This is a genomic window from Sporosarcina pasteurii, assembly GCF_041295575.1.
Lineage (GTDB): Bacteria > Bacillota > Bacilli > Bacillales_A > Planococcaceae > Sporosarcina > Sporosarcina pasteurii.
Map to the genome: position 1 here is coordinate 2,869,410 of NZ_CP160452.1, position 18,309 is coordinate 2,887,718.

The 18,309-nt window shown below is 41.2% G+C and carries 19 protein-coding genes and 1 riboswitch; of the genes, 4 read left to right on the forward strand and 15 right to left on the reverse strand.

What is annotated here, in order from left to right:
• Positions 1–141: 141 nt before the first annotated feature.
• Positions 142–927 carry a helix-turn-helix domain-containing protein gene (locus AB1H92_RS13800; RefSeq protein WP_115363193.1) on the forward strand — a complete coding sequence of 262 codons (786 nt, stop codon included), beginning with the start codon at positions 142–144 and terminating at the stop codon, positions 925–927.
• A gap of 60 nt (positions 928–987) precedes the next feature.
• On the opposite strand, the gene AB1H92_RS13805 is transcribed toward AB1H92_RS13800, so the two are convergent.
• Complete coding sequence (locus AB1H92_RS13805) at positions 988–1,821, reverse strand: aminoglycoside 6-adenylyltransferase (RefSeq protein WP_115363195.1); 834 nt, start codon at positions 1,819–1,821, stop codon at positions 988–990.
• 129 nt (positions 1,822–1,950) lie between these two features.
• Here AB1H92_RS13805 and AB1H92_RS13810 point away from each other — a divergent pair, with 129 nt between their 5' ends.
• On the forward strand, positions 1,951–2,850 hold the full coding sequence (locus AB1H92_RS13810; RefSeq protein ID WP_166739587.1) for a diacylglycerol kinase family protein: 900 nt from the start codon (positions 1,951–1,953) through the stop codon (positions 2,848–2,850).
• A 199-nt stretch (positions 2,851–3,049) separates the two neighbouring features.
• On the opposite strand, the gene AB1H92_RS13815 is transcribed toward AB1H92_RS13810, so the two are convergent.
• The 3 genes from AB1H92_RS13815 to AB1H92_RS13825 are packed head-to-tail and all read right to left on the reverse strand — an operon-like array spanning position 3,050 to position 5,285.
• Positions 3,050–3,391, reverse strand: coding sequence for a zinc ribbon domain-containing protein YjdM (locus AB1H92_RS13815; protein WP_115363196.1), 342 nt, complete (start codon positions 3,389–3,391; stop codon positions 3,050–3,052).
• A gap of 34 nt (positions 3,392–3,425) precedes the next feature.
• Positions 3,426–4,760 carry an MATE family efflux transporter gene (locus tag AB1H92_RS13820; RefSeq protein WP_115363198.1) on the reverse strand — a complete coding sequence of 445 codons (1,335 nt, stop codon included), beginning with the start codon at positions 4,758–4,760 and terminating at the stop codon, positions 3,426–3,428.
• 3 nt (positions 4,761–4,763) lie between these two features.
• Positions 4,764–5,285 (reverse strand): methylated-DNA--[protein]-cysteine S-methyltransferase, encoded by a 522-nt coding sequence (locus tag AB1H92_RS13825; RefSeq protein WP_115363200.1) that lies wholly within the window; start codon positions 5,283–5,285, stop codon positions 4,764–4,766.
• A 134-nt stretch (positions 5,286–5,419) separates the two neighbouring features.
• Positions 5,420–5,523: riboswitch (SAM riboswitch) on the forward strand.
• Positions 5,524–5,597: 74 nt separating this feature from the next.
• On the opposite strand from AB1H92_RS13825, the gene AB1H92_RS13830 reads away from it, so the two are divergent.
• The gene (locus tag AB1H92_RS13830; RefSeq protein ID WP_115363202.1) at positions 5,598–6,731 is read left to right on the forward strand and encodes a methionine biosynthesis PLP-dependent protein; all 1,134 of its coding nucleotides are present in this window, start codon (positions 5,598–5,600) and stop codon (positions 6,729–6,731) included.
• A gap of 74 nt (positions 6,732–6,805) precedes the next feature.
• Here the strand turns inward: AB1H92_RS13830 and AB1H92_RS13835 are convergent, their stop codons facing one another.
• The 10 genes from AB1H92_RS13835 to AB1H92_RS13880 form a co-directional block, all read right to left on the reverse strand.
• Complete coding sequence (locus AB1H92_RS13835) at positions 6,806–7,300, reverse strand: flavin reductase family protein (protein ID WP_115363204.1); 495 nt, start codon at positions 7,298–7,300, stop codon at positions 6,806–6,808.
• Between the two features lie 256 nt (positions 7,301–7,556).
• The gene (locus AB1H92_RS13840; protein ID WP_115363206.1) at positions 7,557–7,697 is read right to left on the reverse strand and encodes a sporulation histidine kinase inhibitor Sda; all 141 of its coding nucleotides are present in this window, start codon (positions 7,695–7,697) and stop codon (positions 7,557–7,559) included.
• Between the two features lie 243 nt (positions 7,698–7,940).
• Positions 7,941–8,507 carry an NADPH-dependent FMN reductase gene (locus AB1H92_RS13845; protein WP_172481056.1) on the reverse strand — a complete coding sequence of 189 codons (567 nt, stop codon included), beginning with the start codon at positions 8,505–8,507 and terminating at the stop codon, positions 7,941–7,943.
• 198 nt (positions 8,508–8,705) lie between these two features.
• A complete protein-coding gene (locus AB1H92_RS13850; protein ID WP_243835661.1) occupies positions 8,706–9,608 on the reverse strand; it encodes a cation diffusion facilitator family transporter in 903 nt (300 codons plus the stop codon).
• A gap of 193 nt (positions 9,609–9,801) precedes the next feature.
• Positions 9,802–11,145, reverse strand: a complete 1,344-nt coding sequence (locus AB1H92_RS13855) for a sodium-dependent transporter (protein ID WP_115363208.1) — start codon at positions 11,143–11,145, stop codon at positions 9,802–9,804.
• 370 nt (positions 11,146–11,515) lie between these two features.
• A complete protein-coding gene (locus tag AB1H92_RS13860) occupies positions 11,516–11,857 on the reverse strand; it encodes a MaoC/PaaZ C-terminal domain-containing protein (RefSeq protein ID WP_115363209.1) in 342 nt (113 codons plus the stop codon).
• Complete coding sequence (locus AB1H92_RS13865) at positions 11,854–12,252, reverse strand: MaoC family dehydratase (RefSeq protein ID WP_166739586.1); 399 nt, start codon at positions 12,250–12,252, stop codon at positions 11,854–11,856. The genes AB1H92_RS13860 and AB1H92_RS13865 overlap by 4 nt, the downstream gene beginning before the upstream one ends.
• Positions 12,249–13,346: an acetyl-CoA C-acyltransferase gene (locus AB1H92_RS13870; RefSeq protein WP_115363213.1), complete on the reverse strand. Its 1,098-nt coding sequence runs from the start codon at positions 13,344–13,346 to the stop codon at positions 12,249–12,251. Before AB1H92_RS13870 ends, AB1H92_RS13865 begins: the two co-directional genes overlap by 4 nt.
• Positions 13,342–14,808, reverse strand: a complete 1,467-nt coding sequence (locus AB1H92_RS13875; RefSeq protein WP_115363215.1) for an AMP-binding protein — start codon at positions 14,806–14,808, stop codon at positions 13,342–13,344. Before AB1H92_RS13875 ends, AB1H92_RS13870 begins: the two co-directional genes overlap by 5 nt.
• Before the next feature lie 13 nt (positions 14,809–14,821).
• Positions 14,822–15,376, reverse strand: coding sequence for a biotin transporter BioY (locus AB1H92_RS13880; RefSeq protein ID WP_115363217.1), 555 nt, complete (start codon positions 15,374–15,376; stop codon positions 14,822–14,824).
• A 278-nt stretch (positions 15,377–15,654) separates the two neighbouring features.
• On the opposite strand from AB1H92_RS13880, the gene AB1H92_RS13885 reads away from it, so the two are divergent.
• A complete protein-coding gene (locus tag AB1H92_RS13885; RefSeq protein WP_115363219.1) occupies positions 15,655–16,626 on the forward strand; it encodes an LLM class oxidoreductase in 972 nt (323 codons plus the stop codon).
• A gap of 77 nt (positions 16,627–16,703) precedes the next feature.
• Here the strand turns inward: AB1H92_RS13885 and AB1H92_RS13890 are convergent, their stop codons facing one another.
• On the reverse strand, positions 16,704–18,083 hold the full coding sequence (locus AB1H92_RS13890) for a rhodanese-like domain-containing protein (protein WP_115363221.1): 1,380 nt from the start codon (positions 18,081–18,083) through the stop codon (positions 16,704–16,706).
• Positions 18,084–18,309 lie beyond the last annotated feature (226 nt).

The window sequence follows — 18,309 nt, forward strand, 5'->3', positions numbered from 1 at the left end:
AGGCGAAAGTTTGTACAATCGTTCACAAACTTTATTTTCACCACCTACATTTCCACTAACTATTCAAGTATAATGATAGGCATGCAGAAGAATTTGTTAACTTTATATCGTTCATTATGTAATTAGAAATGAGGGATCATCATGTGTAATGTTCTATTAGCAATGTCTACTATAGACGAACGACAGTTTTTAAAGGACATGATCACGACCCATTTTTTCAACCTTACTTTTTTACCTGATGTGATAGATAGCGAAGCAGCATATCGATTAGCGAAAGAAGTACAAATCGATATTATGATTTTAGATTTAAGCGATTTTGCAAATTTAACGTTCGACTATAAAACAAAAATTATAAAACAACAGCCCAATGTAAAAGTTATTTTATTGGATAATGAGAAAAATGCAGACCATTTACAAACCGCTTTACGTTGTGGTGTGATTGATTACTTAGTAAAACCTTTGAGGCTAGGAGAATGTCAAACGGCTATTCACCGTGCCCTCGTTTCACTGAACCAAGTTTCATTGTTAAATGTTGAGCATTCTGCCGCAGAAAATGAAAAAGGAAAAAACGTCCACAAAATGATTCAATATATTCATCAACATTACAATGAAAAGTTATCTTTGGAACAACTCGCTAAACTGATGCACCTTCATCCATGTTATGTAAGCCGCTCCTTTACGGAGGTTGTCGGCATGTCATTTGTACAATATTTACAACACTATCGAATTGAGCAAGCGAAAAAGAAATTACAATTCACTCATTTACCAATTTCCGAGATTGCTGAACAAGTCGGCTATTCCAATTCAGCCTATTTCAGTAGAGTATTTAAAAGAACTACGACCTATACACCCAATCAATATAGACAGACATACGAAGGCTGTCATGTCCCAACAGACTTTCAACATGTTCGGGAGTTTATTGAGTAAAATAGTAGAAAATAAAAACAATCGCTCTTACATGGAGACGATTGTTTTTATTTTTATACCTCATAATACTTTTCTTATAATATTTTCCACCCAAGCCCGGTTTTCATCCAGCCCGACTTGGGCGCATAAAGATTGATGAACTTTTTTAAACGCTTCAACTACTTTTGGTACGACAATCATCATGTGATCGGGATTGCGGCTGCTATCCCAACTTGCCAACTCGTCTAACTGCCAGCTTTGCAATGGACTACGATGACCTTCGATTTTTGCCCAATCCCCTAATGCGTTCGGCTGGATTCCCGCTTCCATATACCAACCCATCGCCATGAATAAACGCAGATGATCTAAGCAGTTCAGCGCATAATAGTATTCCGAGCGCATCATGCCCCGATACCATTCATGTAAAGAGGCAAAAAACTTCGTGCGCCATAAGTCAATATCTTCAACGGAAGGTTTATATGTTAATTGGCGAGATTTCGAAACAATATCAACCAAAATCCCGGTTGAATCATAAAAAACTTCAATATTCCTCAGCCAAAAAGAAGGAAGAATGTCTTTTAGCCGATAATAAAAGATATCTACTTTGACGAATGGTTCGTAGTGAGCCGTACTATAATTTAAATGAGCAACTTCTTTAAAAAAAAGAATATTTCCCCATCGACCTGCACGGTTTTGTTTATCTGCCCAGTACTGGTCGAACGCTTCGTCGGCCACAATGATCCTAAGATCTATTGTCGAGTACTGATCAGCATCCCCATTGCCAATCGAGCCGCCGTAAAAGACCGCTAAGATGCCTGGATCACCAGCTAAATCTTGCTCGATTGCTTCTTTAATTTCCTGTCGACATAACGGAATCTTTGCATCTCTTTGTACATGTTTAGATGGATCCATCATTCTTACCCCCCTTTTCTATCGAAATATGAAGGTTTTTATATTTTAGTATACCCGCGTCAACTAAATATTGTTACACTATTAGAAATAATATGTCTTTTGCAGGGGAGATTAAAGAGAAAGGAGGATATTATGTTCATCTTTATTATAAATCCGTCTTCTGGTAATGGAAAATCCACTACTTTTTGGCGAAGTTTGGAGAAAAAACTGCATACGGAAAATGTACCATTTAAGAAACTTGTGAGTACATCAACACATGAAACAAGACAATTTGTTAGCCATGCATTAAAAACTCATCAAGTGCGGGCCGTCGGCGTAATTGGAGGGGACGGGACAATTAGTTCAGTCATTCAAGAACTTGCGAATACATCGATTCCACTCGCTATATTTCCGGCAGGTTCGGGAAATGACACCGCAAGAATGTTCAATCTGACGAACTGTCCAGAACAATTTATTCAAGGAATCCTACATGGAAAAACAACTTGTGTCGATTTACTCCAGTTAAATGATCGTTTCGGCATCACCGTTGCAGGAGTTGGCATCGATACGACGATAGAAGAAAAAGTTAAACATGCATCTTATCTGCCATTTTTTAATAAGCTCGGATTGGTTTCACTCGCCTACCTAATTGCTTCAATCGGAACTGCACTTACCTTTAAACCCTTTAATGCCAAAATAACAATCGACCATCAAAAACAATTCGTCCCTCACGCTTGGTTAATTGTTTGTGGCAATACAACTTCGTATGGCGGCGGATTAAAGATTTGTCCAGATGCAAATCCGGCAGACGGGCAATTCAATCTCACAATGTTTCACGGGATTAACCGTTTTAAAGCAATGACTCGCGTCTTTCCTGCTTTATTAAGCGGAAAACCTATTCGTAAAAACGGGATAACATACGCGGTTGGAAAAGAGCTTACAATTTCAACAGATAGACCTATTCCAGTAATTTTTGATGGAGAAATCATTCAAGCGATGCCGCTACATATTAAAATTCAGCCACATGCACTTCAATTACTTATAACAACGTAAGGCTTTCCACACTTGGAACTAAAATGTAGAAAGCCTTTAAAATAAAAAAGAACCTTTGCTAATGAACCTAAATTGCTTCAAATCTTTGAATTAACTCCGTTCCATAAACATAGCTTTGTGCAAAGATTCCCTCAATAATACGCGCAACACAAAAAGCGCCCATTGTAGATCAAGAGAATTCAACAATGGACGCCATGAATTATAATTTTTTCACAAACTCTGTTTTCAACTGCATCGCACCAATGCCATCGATTTTACAATCGATGTCATGGTCTCCTTCGACGAGGCGAATCCCTTTTACTTTTGTTCCTTTTTTAACGACGAGAGAACTTCCCTTTACTTTCAGGTCTTTAATGACTGTGACCGTATCTCCGTCTACTAATATATTCCCATGCGCATCTTTAAAGACTCTTTCCTCTTCAGCTGGTTCATTTTCTTCCCCTAATGTCCATTCATGTGCACATTCTGGACAAACTATGAGGTTGCCATCTTCATACGTATACTCCGAATGACATTTCGGGCAATTTGGTAAATCGTTCATATGATTTTTCCTCCAATTTCTCAATTCATCTTCTTTAATTTATCACTTTCGCGCGTCTCCAACGACCAAAACGGTAATACAAAAATGCAAACAGGCTGCTGATGACAAAGCTTATGCCAATCCCTAAAGCAATCCCCTTTTCACCGTAAATCGATGACATCGTATACGTGAGCGGGAAACGCAAGATCCAAAACGAAATGATATTCAAAATGAGTACTTGGAACATGGCGCCTGCTGCACGAACCGCTCCATTTAAAATAAAGTTTATACCTAAAAACGGATAGAAGAAAGCAACCATTTTCAAATACTTTGTTCCGAATTCAACTGCGTCTGGTTCTTGGATAAATAAACGAATGCCATAAGTAGCAAATAAAAACATTATAGAAGCTAAAACAATCATAACACCTAAATTATAAATGAATCCATAAAACGTAATTTTATGCACACGTTCCCATTTATTCGCGCCAATATTTTGCCCAGCCATACTATTCACGGCTACGCCAAGCGCCTGTGCCGGCAGCATAATTAAACTATCCAAACGTTGGGACGCCCCGTACCCCGCAACAACCGGCGCACCAAATGAAGCAACGACACTCATAATGGCCATAGACCCTGCAGAGATGACACTCATTTGAAGCCCTGCTGGAATTCCCAGCTTCAAAATACTCCCTACTTCCTGCTTTGACGGCAACGAAGGTTTTGAAAAAGGGACAAGATTCTTCGTTACCGTGAAATAAACACCTAGGCCAAACGCTACACCTTGAGAAAGAATTGTCGCATAGGCCGCGCCTTCAATTCCCCAGCCGAATACGCTAATAAACACGGGATCTAAGATCGTATTTAAAATGACGGCTGTCAATACAAAATAGAGGGGCGTTTTTGAATCACCTACTGAGCGGTAGACCGTTCCAATGAAATTATAGCCAAATAAAAACAACATCCCGATGAAGTTAATTTTCAAATAAGCAGAAGCCATGGGGACCATTGTTTCGGGCGTCCCAAGCCAACTTAAAATATGTTCTGATAAGACATATCCGGCGATACCTAATGAAATTGACATCAATGTAAGCATGACGACAAAGGCATTTAAGTATCGTTTGAGTCCTTCTTCGCTTCCTTTCCCTTTTTGTTGGGATAAAATCGTCAAAGCGGCGTTGTTTAAACCGATGACAAAAGATAGGACGGTAAAAACAATTGTGCCTGAAATCGCCACAGCCCCCAGTGCATCCGCCCCGATTAAATTCCCAATCCATAAACTATCAATAAATTGATAAGAAATTTGGAGTAAATTTGTCAATATAATAGGTGCTGAAGAAATGAACAGCTGTTTAACAATATTCCCTTCCGTAAAGTCATGTTGTTTTGCCATGTCCTACTCCCCTCTTGTACCTCCCGACCGCTCTAATTCAAGCAATTGTTCTTTCATCGTCAAACCTGCACGAAAACCGCCTAGTTTACCATCTTTCGTCAACACCCGGTGACACGGAACGACGATTAAGACCGGGTTTGCACCAATGGCTCCCCCAACCGCACGAACCGCTTTTGGTTTTTGAAGGCGTTCAGCAACGTCCGTATACGAAATCGTGTCTCCATAAGGGATTGTTTGCAATACTTCCCATACACTTTGCTGAAAAGGTGTCCCATACAAATCAAGCTGACCTGTAAAAATTTGACCTTTTCCATCTATAGTAGCACGTAGTTCATTTACATAAGGCTCTATGACCTCCTGATTTTCTTCCATAAGCGCATTGCGAACACGCTTCGCCACCCAATTGGAGAGCTCTTCGAAAGGAGCATCCGGCGTTCCGATGTAACATAATCCTTTTTCTGTCGCAGCCATATACATGGACCATTCCGCAAGTTGCACCTCTAACCAATAAACCGTTTGTTTCATATGTACTCCCCCCCATTCCTATCCTCTAATTTATAATCATTTTACATGTTTAACAGAATCTCTGCTTGTTTAATTCATCAAGTCGTGATAGCATAAATATAAATCTGTATCTTCCAACAATTTAATATTTTCATTTCTTATCCAGAGAGACGGAGGGATTGGCCCGATGAAGTCTCAGCAACCAGCCAGATGGCATTGGTGCTAATTCCAAAAGGTGTGATCGCCTTGAAGATAAGAAGATTGACTTCGTGATGATTAGGAGCACTCTTCTTATAGAGTGCTCTTTTTTTATTATAGAAAGGGAGGATTATATTGAAAAACAATCAGTTAGCCACTCAACTTGTCCAATTAGGAAATCGCAGTGATGCTAAAACAGGTGCGGTGAGTGCCCCAATTTATTTATCGACAGCTTTTGAACATACGGGCATTGGAGAATCCACGGGTTATGATTATTCTCGAACGAAAAACCCTACGCGTGCCCTTTTGGAAGAAGGTATCGCCAATTTAGAAAGTGGTGATGCAGGGTTTGCCTGTAGCTCCGGTATGGCCGCCATTCAGCTCGTCCTTTCAATATTTCGTTCGGGCGATGAACTCATTGTACCTGAAGATATTTACGGCGGCACATACCGTTTACTCGATGATTACGCGGATTTTTATTCAATTCAAACGACCTATACTGATTTTGCTAGCGTTGCCCAGGTAGAAGCATGTATTACACCAAAAACAAAAGCGCTATTTATTGAAACGCCAACAAATCCACTCATGGAAACGATTGATATTCAAGCATACGCGGCACTTGCTGAAAAGTATGAGTTACTCCTTATCGTAGACAATACGTTTCTAACGCCATATTTCCAAAGACCAATTGAGCTTGGTGCTCATATTGTTTTACACAGTGCTACTAAATATATTGGCGGCCATAATGATGTACTCGCAGGACTCGTTGTTGCGAAAGGGGATGCACTTTGCCAGCAATTAGGCGAGAATCATAATACGATTGGCGCAGTTCTTTCTCCAACCGATGCCTGGCTAACGATTCGCGGACTAAAAACGCTCCACTTGAGAATGAAACAACATGATGAAAATGCGAAAGAAATTGTGGCTTATTTAAAAACAGAGCCACTCGTGAAAGATGTGTTATATGCGGGGCAAGGCGGGATGGTATCTTTTCGTCTTCAAAAAAGCGAGTGGGTCAATCCGTTTCTGCAAAATCTCAACCTCATTACTTTCGCTGAAAGTCTTGGTGGCGTTGAAAGTTTTATCACGTATCCTGCCACACAAACCCATATGAGCATGCCGGAAGAAGACCGATTACGTCGCGGGGTTTGTAATAAACTACTGCGCTTTTCTGTCGGTGTAGAAGATTGCGATGATCTAATCGCGGATTTGAAACAAGTCTTTGCGAAATTAAAGCGCAAGGCCTATCAACAAACGGTCGTTAATTAGCAAACTTCGTTGTGCCTGCGAAATAAAAAGGCCGTCCAACCAGTCAAAATAGGCAGGTTGGACGGCTTTGAAAGTTAAGATTGTGGATAAAACGTTTTAGGAATTTGGCCAAAAGTACGTTTATGATAGAGAAGAGGATCTTTCTCGTTATTTTGGATATCTACTACTTCACCAATCATAATTGTATGGTCGCCAGCTTCAACTTTCTGATGAACTTTACATTGTAAAGTAGCTAATGAATCTTTCAGAACTGGTAAGCTTAGTTCGGACTTTTCCCACTCACATTGTGCAAAACGATCTGCAACACGACTTGCAAATAACTGACAGATGTCTCCTTGATCAGAAGCTAAAATATTCACTGAGAAACGCTCAACTTTTAAAAAGTCTTCATAGGATCCTGCATTTTTATCAATCGACCATAAAATAAGCAAAGGGTCTAGCGATACAGAAGCAAAAGAGTTCACCGTTAATCCCATCGGCTCATTTTGTTCGTTGAATGCTGTTACGACAGTGACACCCGTTGGATAATTTCCCATAACGGATTTGAAACTTTCTATCTTGTTGTCCATGATTCAAACCTCCATCATTATCTATCATCTATTATAGCGTACATGAAAATTGGCCAGTTGTGTCAATAAAATGCTTATTTTCGAATAAATCGACAACACCTTGTCAACTAAACTCGCACCTTGTCATTATTCTACTATACGAAGTACATGCAAGAGACGTTCCGATTTGTGAAAAACAAACGTGTAAAGTTGCGATTTACATATTAACTACCACACGTCTGTACACACCTTTTCCTGTACAGCGCAACTGCTCCCTTTATTTTGGTCTGCCTTTATACATAAAGATCCGGCGTCGTTTAAGTGCTGATTCTAGTTGTTGAATAAAGTTAGGATCAAGCCCTAATTTCTTAGCTTGATAATATGCCTTGATAAGTTCTTCATCTGTTAGACTTCTCATGATGCTGTACCGGAGTTCCCCTTTCTGGACGATTGTTAATGTCAGACAACGCGATAGTCCCTTACATTGATAAACCTGTTATACCAAGCCCCATTAGGTTAGTAACAGGAAATATTAAGTTTTTATTTTATATCAAAATAAAAGGAATAGTCAAACAAAAATAGAGCACAGCAATGATGTGCTCTTTTGATTGTTATTCATTCCGGAACTAAAGCCGTTACAACTCAGGAAACCTGATTATAATTATGCGTTTACTATTGTTTTTGTTTCGTTATAAAACGCCACAAAGCTTTCGACGACTTTGTCCAGGTAAGCGATTGTTGCTTCGTCTGTTAATTCTCCGGCTTCGTTGATTTTTTCATGAATTGAACCAATGTATACTTCATTTCCTGGTAAAATTTTCGGGGCTAATGCCGGGTTCGACAAGATTTCACGCAAGTGTAATTGGGCACGTACACTGCCTAAAACACCCATTGACGAGCCTACGATGAATGCAGGTTTATTTTGCAGCAAGTAGTCACCGCCGCGTGATAACCAATCAATTGCATTTTTCAATGGTGCTGGAATAGAGAAATTGTATTCAGGAACTGCAAATAGAACTGCGTCGGAATCTTTAATTTCCGCTTTAAAATCTACTACGTCGTCTGATGGATTGTTTTCATTGTCGACTCCGTACATTTCCAAATTATTCAAGTAAACAGGTGTAATTTCTAATTTATCCGCATAACGTTGTCCCATATATTCAACCAACTTTAAGTTAAATGAACTTGAACTAGTACTCCCGATAATTGCTTTTATTTTAATTGTCATGTTACAAAACTCCCTTTTCTATTTATATATGATTCCTCGGAAAAACTGTCTTGAATTCATACTAATTAGTAGTATGCAATATTATTTTAGAAAAGGGAATTATTTTGCTCATTTATAGTCCCCATATTGATGCGCGAATTAAACGAAAAGACCTTTCACCAGTTTTATCGATGAAAGGCCTTGAGAGATTGCAAACGATTATTCCTCTTTCTCATACCACGGATTTAAATGAATGAGTACCTCGTCCACATCTTCATTTTGTTCCATAATGGTTTTCTTGATTTCACGAATAATATCGTGTCCTTCTTGAATGGTTAACGTCCCATCGACACCAATCCGCAAATCGACCAAAACATAATGGCCGTGTTCCCTAGCGCGAAGTCGGTCAATTCTTTTCACTTCAGGAACCGACAGTATTAGCTCTGTAAAACTGTCCAATCGTTCTTGCTCCACACTTTTCTCCATTAATGTATCAAGTGCTTCTTTCCCCATGCCATAAGCAAGTTTGAAGACTAAAATCGTGACAATGATGCCGGCAATTGGATCCCCGTAAGATAGGATTTTAATCCCATAATGGTCACCAACAAGTGCGAGTCCAATTCCTGCAACTGCGGCCAGTGATGCATACACATCCGCCAAATGGTCATAAGCCGTTGCGATTAACCCTTTACTATTGACCCTTTTACCAATCCGAATTGTATATACGTATAAAACTTGTTTTGCCACAAGTGACACAATCGCTGTAATAAATGCAATAATACTCGCCTTTTCCGGTTCCGCAAAGAAAGCTGAAATCGACTCATAGGCAATATAAATTGCAGCCAATCCCAAGATAATCGCCACAATCGCAGAGCTAATCACTTCCGCTTTTCCGTGCCCATATGGATGGTCCTCATCCGCCGGGCGCTGAGAAATCCGCATCGATGTCAATGCAGCGCCACTCGCCACCACGTCCCCCGCATTATGATAACCGTCCGCAAGCAATACTGGACTATTAAATAGCGTTCCAACAACAATCTTTACGATCGTCAGTACAATATTGCTAATTAAACTGATCCAACCCGCGAGAATCGGTGCCCGATCATGGAATTCTTGCATCATTTATTAGCCCCCCTTTAAAAATTCTTTCCCTTAGGCAACAAAACCCCTGACCGTCACCAGTCAAGGGTTTTAGTGTAATTGTATGTGTTATCAATCAATAAAGAACGATTCATCTCGTCACCTTCTATAGTATTCGCTTCTTTTTATTGTACCATTAAATCATCCGCATCGTGAGAAGTACGACATCGAAACGTCAAATAAAACCGAGCATATTCAAAAACACAATTGCAATCGTAAAAGGAACAACCCACTTCATCAAAAGCCGCCAAGTCCTATACAGCGAAGGCGAGCCTTTCGTATTCAAATAAAACTCTTCCTTCACTAGCTTCTTATCCATTTTATGAACAATAAACAGCGCAATTAGAAAACTGCCAAACGGAAGAAGAAGATTACTTACGAGGTAGTCTGTCCCATCGAAGATACTTTTATTAAAAATTGTAAATGTTGATAGGCTACTCGATGACAAAGCCGCTGGAATCGCAGCAATAAAGATGACAACGCCTGACATCCACGTCACCCATTTACGTGAACGTTTACCACTTTCGGTTGCAGCAGCCACGACAATTTCATATAAACTAAATGAGGACGTCAACGTCGCGAATAAAAATAATAATAAAAATAGCGCTAAAAATAGTTCCCCTAATGGAATTTGAGAAAAAATAGATGGTAACACAATAAATAATAAACCTGGTCCTTCTGCCGGCTCATAACCAAATGCGAAGACGACAGGGAAAATCGCCAAACCAGCCAACAACGATACGAAAATATTTAAACCGACGACTGTGCCCGCGGAAGATGGTAGGCTGACATCTTTCTTCAAATAAGAGCTATACGTCACCATACAAGAAAATCCAACAGCTAACGAGAAAAACGATTGGCCTAATGCATACAATAACGATTCACCCGTGATGTTTGAAAAGTCAGGCGCTAAGAAAAACTTTACGCCTTCCCATGCACCGTCCAACGTTAACGCGCGGATGACAAGAATGACAAAGAAGATAAATAATAAGGGCATCATATATTTATTCGCTTTTTCAATTCCCGCTTGAATGCCCGACGACACCACAAAAATGTTCGCCAATGTAAAAGCAACCAAACCGACAATAGTAATCCACGGCGTTCCAATGACAGTTTCAAACAACACAGGATAATCCGCCCCGCCGCCAATCACTTTTCCAAAAACAGACATCACACTGTAGACGAGCACCCAACCGCCAACAACGCTATAAAAGGATAATAATAAAAAACACCCGACAACGCCGAGCCTTCCAATCCAAACCGACAAACTTTCCGGGGCAAGCTTTTTATACGCACTAATCGCCTCTTTACCTGCCCCTCTGCCGATAATAAACTCTGAAATCAGCATCGGCAAACCAATTAGGACTGTAAACGCGACAAAAATAAGGAAGAATGCGCCTCCGCCACTCATTCCAGTGACATATGGAAACTTCCAAATGGCCCCCAATCCGATGGCCGCTCCAGCGGAAGATAAAATAAACCCTAACTTAGAGGACCACTGCTCTGTTTTCTCATTCATACCTATCCCCCCCCTGTTATCAATGATATGCAATCATTCACATCACAACGATCAATTTTAATCTAATAGTTTATTTTAACATCCTTAATACTTTATAAGCAATTAATTGGATGAAGTACTGTTTTATCCATTTATTTGGGTTTTTTAGCCAGGGGGAGGGGGAATTCCTAAGGCCGAGCGTGGAATTCGATTGACGTGGAGAGGAATTCACGACGAGGAGCGGAGTTCACGTGCGATTGCGCGGAATTCAAAAGGCCGGGCGCGGTGTTCTAGAGCGGTTGCGGGGCATTCACCGGATATCCCAAAAGCAAGCTTAGCAGAAATAATTTGAAGGCAAAATAAAACCGCCAGTTTCCATAACTGACGGCGCTTACCCCACAACAATTCCCCTCACAACAAGTTCTCCCCGACAAATCCCACTAACACGGTATTCCTTTCCTTTAGGAACGACTTGCACCGTGACAAAATCATCCACATAAACGGGCGCTAAGAAGGTAAATTCATAGCTTTGCATAAATTGATGTGGCTCTAAACATTCATTCACCACGATGCTCACCATTTTTGCCATCGTTAGCATCCCATGTGCGATTTCCCCTGAAAAACCGGCCGCTTTCGCAGATGCTTCATTAAGATGAATCGGATTTCGATCATGTGACACGTCGGCATAACGTTCAATATCACCTCTAGTTACTTGAAATTGAAACTTCATCATGTTGTATCCCCTACCACAAGATGCGAAGTCCCTTGAAAGCAAAGTTCGCCAGACTTGTCGTAAATCGACAAAGTTTCTTCACGAAACGTATACGACTTTCTCGATACAACATTGGTAAGTGTGATATCGCCCGTATATTCTTCGTCAATAAACATCCGCCGAAAAGTAGAACATTCTTGTTTCCGATGAATCATGACGCCGCCGTCATGTTCCCAAGGAATCGTAAACAATCGATACATTATCAGCGGCATCGTCGATGGAAGTGGAATCGTTTGGAATCCGTGCGATTTCGCATAGTCCCCACATGTATATAACTTATTTTCCTCGCCGATTGCTTCACAATACTGCAGCACATCTTCTTTCGTAAAGACAATTGATTCTGTCGATGTTTTCACTGAATCACCTCGAATAAAACAGCAAGTCCGACGCCGCCCGCACTGCCAATTGCCGCAAGCACATACCGGACATCTTTCCTTCTCTGCACTTCATAAAAAAGGCGTGTTACGAGTATCGCCCCCGATGCACCGTATGGATGACCTGTCGTTAACGCACCGCCCGATACATTTAACTTTTCAACTGGAATTGTTAATTCATCCTGACAAGCAACTATTTTGGAGGCAAATGCTTCATTAATTTCAATTAAATCAATATCATCTATCGTTAACTGATTGCGTTGCAATAGTTTTGTAATCGCCGGAACTGGAGTGATGCCTGGATAATTTGGATGAATCCCGCTCACTTCGCTATCTTGAAAACGAAGAATCAGTTGCATGCCGAGTTCATTCGCCAACTGCTCATCCATCACAACGACGGCCGCCGCCCCGTCATGAATGCCACAACTGTTGGCCGCTGTCACCGTTCCATTTTCCAAATCAAAAATCGGCTTCGCACGGTTTACGATGCGCGCCATATCACGTTTTTTCCGAAAAACTTCATCATGCGTAATGCCATCATAAGCAATGATTTCCTCAGTATAGAAGCCTTCATCGTATGCCGACCAACTTCGCCTGTAACTTTCCAACGCGTAGTCATCTTGCACAGCTTTCGTCATCCCATACTTTTGGGCAACGTTCTCCGCGCCAACGCCCATATCCGGATCCCCAATATGCGTCGGCGCAAATTGGGCACGTTTAGGAAATGGCGACGTACTCGCACTTTCAACGCCACCCGCAACATAGCAATCCCCTGCCCCACCTTGAATAAATAGGGAAGCCGTTCGAATCGCTTCAAGCCCCGCGCTACATTGCCGGTCAATTGTCATGCCCGAAATCGATAACGGAAGTCCAGCTTCCAAAGCTGATAAACGAGCGATATTCCCGCCAGGTCCAACCACATTACCCAAAATGACTTCGTCAATCCAGTCTTCAATGCCAGTGGATAAACCTTGTAGCAACGGCGCGGCCATTTTATGGGGAGGTACATCTTTAAACATGCCACCTTTCCTACCTATGGGTGTTCGTTTCGCTCTCACAATCACTGCACGTTTAATGTTGACCCACCTCCGCCGGTAAAAGCTTTTCTAATGCATGCCGTGCAATTTTTCCACTCGTTGTATAGTCGAATGCCTCAACAAAATACCACTTCTTTGGCACTTTGAAGGTTGATAATTGATCACGACAAAGCTTTCGCAATTCACTTCTGGGCACATCTCCTTGAATAAATGCAACCGGAACTTGTCCCCAGTAACGATTTTCAACACCAATGACCGCGGCTTCTTCTACATCGGGATGTGTAAGCAACACTGCTTCTACTTCTTCGGGATAAACATTTTCTCCGCCGCAAATTATCATACTCTTTTCACGGCCGACCAAATAAAGGAACCCCTCATCGTCCAAGTAGCCCAGATCATCAACCGTAACCCAACCATTCTCATCTTGAAGTGTTTGTAAAACGTCGGTATTCGGTTGAACATAACCCGCAAACAGCAACGGACTTTTCACATAGATTTTTCCAATCACACCGTTTTCAACTTCATTTCCGTTTGCATCTCGGATTTCAAGGTGAACACCATCACAAGCCTTTCCAACAGACATCGGCTTTTCTTGATTCCACGCATCATGTAAATAGGTTACAAAACTTAATTCACTTGCTCCGTAAAATTCATACATCATCATATTCGGAAACCGCTTACGAATTTTATTCTTCGACGCTTCATTCCATTTGGCACCAGAAGAAATGATTTTAAATGGCTGTTTCATTTGAATACTTTGCGCAACAATAGCTTCATTCATCGTCGGCACTGTATAAATTACCGTAATAGGCAAACGTTGCATCCAATCCAATACGTTGCGCGGCGAAAATGTAGGTTGTAAATAAACTGTCCCGCCCAAATACAACGTGCAAATTGCACCGTATAAAAAATGAGAATGAACGAGTGCCCCTGGAATGAGCACATGGTCTGTTCCTGACAATTCCAAATTATTTCGGCTACTCGAGAAACTTTTGATCCACGACTGATGATGACGGACAAATGCTTTCGGTACACCCGTCGTTCCCGATGTAAAGCCCATATAAAACAGCGTTTCTTCAACACTCTGTACTTGCATCACCGTTTCTGCCTCTTGAATGTTTTCCGCAATCTCTTCCCAAATCAAAACCTCATGGGAATTCAACCCAAAACGTTGCGATAAAGCCTTCGTAGTGATAACAATCGACGGTTTCGCTAACGCTAGGCGCTGTTCAAGTTCGCCGCGTTTCCATTTCACATCGAGCGGAACCACAATTAAACCCGCTGCCGATGCACCCGCAAACAACTGTAAAAAAGGAATGCCATTCGGTAATAAAATACCGACATTCCCTTCTTTACCTACTGAGTTAGTTAACCAATTCGCAGTTTTTTGAATCAGTTCTGCCCAATCGCGATAATTTATTGCCAGATTTTCTGTATAAACCGCGATTTTTTCTGGATGATTCTTGACATGCATTTCATATGTACTCGTAATAAAAGCCATGAAATCACCTCAATTAACTCGGCAACATTCTCCGATTATTAAATACTGGGTATTTTTGTAAATTAATAATTAAGAAAGAAGCAATCGTCGCCTTAATAATGTCTCCAGGTAAAAATAGTAAACTAGCTTTTGCAACATCTAACACACCCAGGTCCATGACAAAGGCTTGTACAGGGACACCAATTAAATAGATGGCAAAAATACCGACCGTCAAATTTAATGGCAATACGTTACCTAGACGTATTTTAGAAAAACGTGACTGAATCGTACCGATTAAAAATGCCGTAATTGGCCAAGAAAGTAAGTAACCTGCACTCGGACCTACAAAAACGCCTATTCCTCCGCGGCCACCTGACAACAACGGCATGCCCGTTGCAACAATTAGCAAAAACACAATTTGACTCATCGCCCCTAAACGAGCACCTAAAATACCCCCAGCTAAAATAACGCCTAACGTTTGTAACGTAATTGGCACGGGCATAACCCCAATTGGAATTGGTGGCATTAAACCTAAAACCCCCATCACTGCTGCAAACAATGCGACATATGTTAAATCCCTAACATTCATACTTTCCCCCACCAATCTATTACGATAATATTCACAATAATACGGTGAACAGCCATTTGTGTCAACTGTTTTTCTGGTGAAGTTAACGATAGAGTTAGTGGAATTGGCCGCGTGCCAGTCACTCAAACAAACATGAATTTCACGACATTCATATTTATTGCGATTAACTCGATAGTTTGGGTGACTGGCACCTTATTACCGCGTCTGCTATTCTCTTGTATGAAACATGTATACTTATTGAACTTGTTATTAATAAATACATACTAAGGAGAGGTTACATGTCTACATTTAACAATCATCGTGGATATGCAAGAACTTTTGAGGAAAAGAAACTGACATTAGGCTTAATTTTTCCAATCGAAGCTTACGAAAGCAGTATTCCTGAAATGGATTTAGAACAGCAAATTCAATTAGCAAAACTTGCTGAAAAACAGCAATTTGCTTCTTTATTCGTCCGGGATGTGCCGTTAAATGATCCAACTTTTGGAGATGCAGGGCAAATGTATGACCCCTGGGTATATCTGAGCCATATTGCCGCACATACAAATGACATTGCGTTAGGTACCGCAAGTGCAATCACGTCTTTCCAACATCCATTAAACCTTGCTAAATCTGCCGCTTCCTTTGATAGAATTTCAGGGGAGAGACTATTACTCGGCCTTGCAACTGGAGATCGTCCAATCGAATTTAATGTTTTCGGTGCGGACCGTGAAAATAGAGCTGAATTATTCCAAGAAACTTTTTATGCAGCAAAGAAAGCTTGGTCAACATCTTACCCAACAATCAATACAGAACGTGTATCACTAAATGGCGAAGCGGATATTTTACCAAAACCGATGTTAAAAGATATCCCAACATTTGTTACGGGACGTTCTGGGCAATCACTTGAGTGGATTGCGGAAAATGGTGACGGATGGATTGGGTACCCGCGTGGAATCCATGAACAAGCTAAAATCATCCGCGACTGGAGAGCATTCACGGATAAATTCAAACCTTTTACACAATCTCTTTACATAGATTTATTGGATGACCCGGATGCTGATCCGACGCCAATCCACTTAGGCTTCAGAAGCGGCCATCGATTTTTAATTGAATTTTTAAAAGGTCTTGAAGCGGTCGGTGTCAATCATGTCATTATCGCGCTCAAATTTGCAACAAGACCAATGGAAGATGTGCTTCAAGAGTTAGGCGAATACGTCATCCCGCATTTTCCCGCCTTGCAAATTCAAAGCGATCGCACACAACAATAAGAATTTAAAAAAGGGAACGGGTCGTCTTAGACGTACCCGTTCCCTTTCTACCTATTTAAAATCTAATTTAAAGTTTCCTAGCTCCCTAAAGCGTTGTACCCGCCATCAAGTTGCACGACATCCTTGAAACCACGTGCTTTTAACACAGTCGCGGCAATTGCGGATCTCACACCACTTTGACAATGAATGAGCAGTTTTTTCTGCGCTGGAATTTCAGTCGTACGTAATTTCCCAAGAAACAGATGGTTCGCTTCTTCTAAATGGCCGTCATGCCACTCAGCATCGTTTCTCACATCCACTACAAATGTGTTCGGTGCTTTCATTTCTTCCATAAATGCCTCAACAGACAGTGTGTCATAGGATTGCAACGTCAACCCTTCCAATGCGATTGGGTCAACGATAGCCACAATATTATCCAGTCCGATAGACTGTAATGCAATCACGACTTTTTCACGATTTTCTTCCTCTGCAATTAAAAGCAATTGCTCATCGTATTTTGCTAACCAGCCCGCCCAATTTGTAAATGATTTATTGAAAGGAATGTTAATGGATCCTGGTACAAGGTTTTTCTCCACGACAGCAGCCGCTCTTGTATCAATGACAAGGGTATTGTCTTGGACCATTGCAGCTTCAAATGATGCCGTATCTGACAGCACATCAATGTCTTCATGCTTTAAAACAGCAGGGCCAACCTTGTTTAGCTTTTTCATTTCTGCAAAATAAACAGGTGCTTCTGGCTGATCTTTCAACAATTCCTTCACGAACAATTCTTCATCGTCAAACTGAAGTGCCCAGTTGAATTGTTTTTCGTATCCTACTGTTGAAATCGGAACAGACCCAAGTGACTTTCCGCAAGCAGAACCTGCACCATGGCCCGGCCAGACAACTAAATGATCTGGTAACTCTTTAAAGCGTTCAATTGACTGGAACATGTCACGCGCCCCACTATCAGCCGTTCCCATAATGCCTGCCGCCTCTTCCAATAAATCCGGGCGTCCTACATCGCCAACGAAAACGAAGTCACCAGTGAAAATCCCCATCGGCCCCGTCGCACCGCCACCACGGTCCGTTAAGATGAACGAAATACTCTCCGGGGTATGTCCTGGCGTATGCCATACTTCAAAGTCGATGTTCCCAACAGAAAATGTAGACCCCTCTTTTACCAATTCCACATCGATGCCATCTGTGTATTCGTACTTCCAGTTTTTATCCCCTTCATCAGACAAATACAATTTCGCTCCATGTTCAACAGCGAGCTGACGTGCACCCGAAATATAATCCGCATGAATATGTGTATCTGCTGCAGCTGTCACACGTAAACCTTCCTCTTTGGCAACAGCTAAAATATGATCAAACTCACGTGGAGGGTCAATAATCACCGCATCACCTGTTCTCTGACAACCTACCAAGTAAGCATTTTGCGCTAAGTTTTGATCTGTGAATGATTTAAAAAACATTTTTTCTCCGCCTCCAATTTAGTTGTTTTTTTATGTTAAACTTAATATACCATAGGGGGTATACTTTCGCAAGTAGTCAGTCTCAGTCTCGTGCCAGTCACCCAAACAAACATGAATTTCACGATATTCACGTTTATTGCGATTAACTCGAATGTTTGGGTCGCCATAGCCATCCACACAAAATAACCGTCAACGTCTTATTCGCAACGTTTATAATCAAAAATGA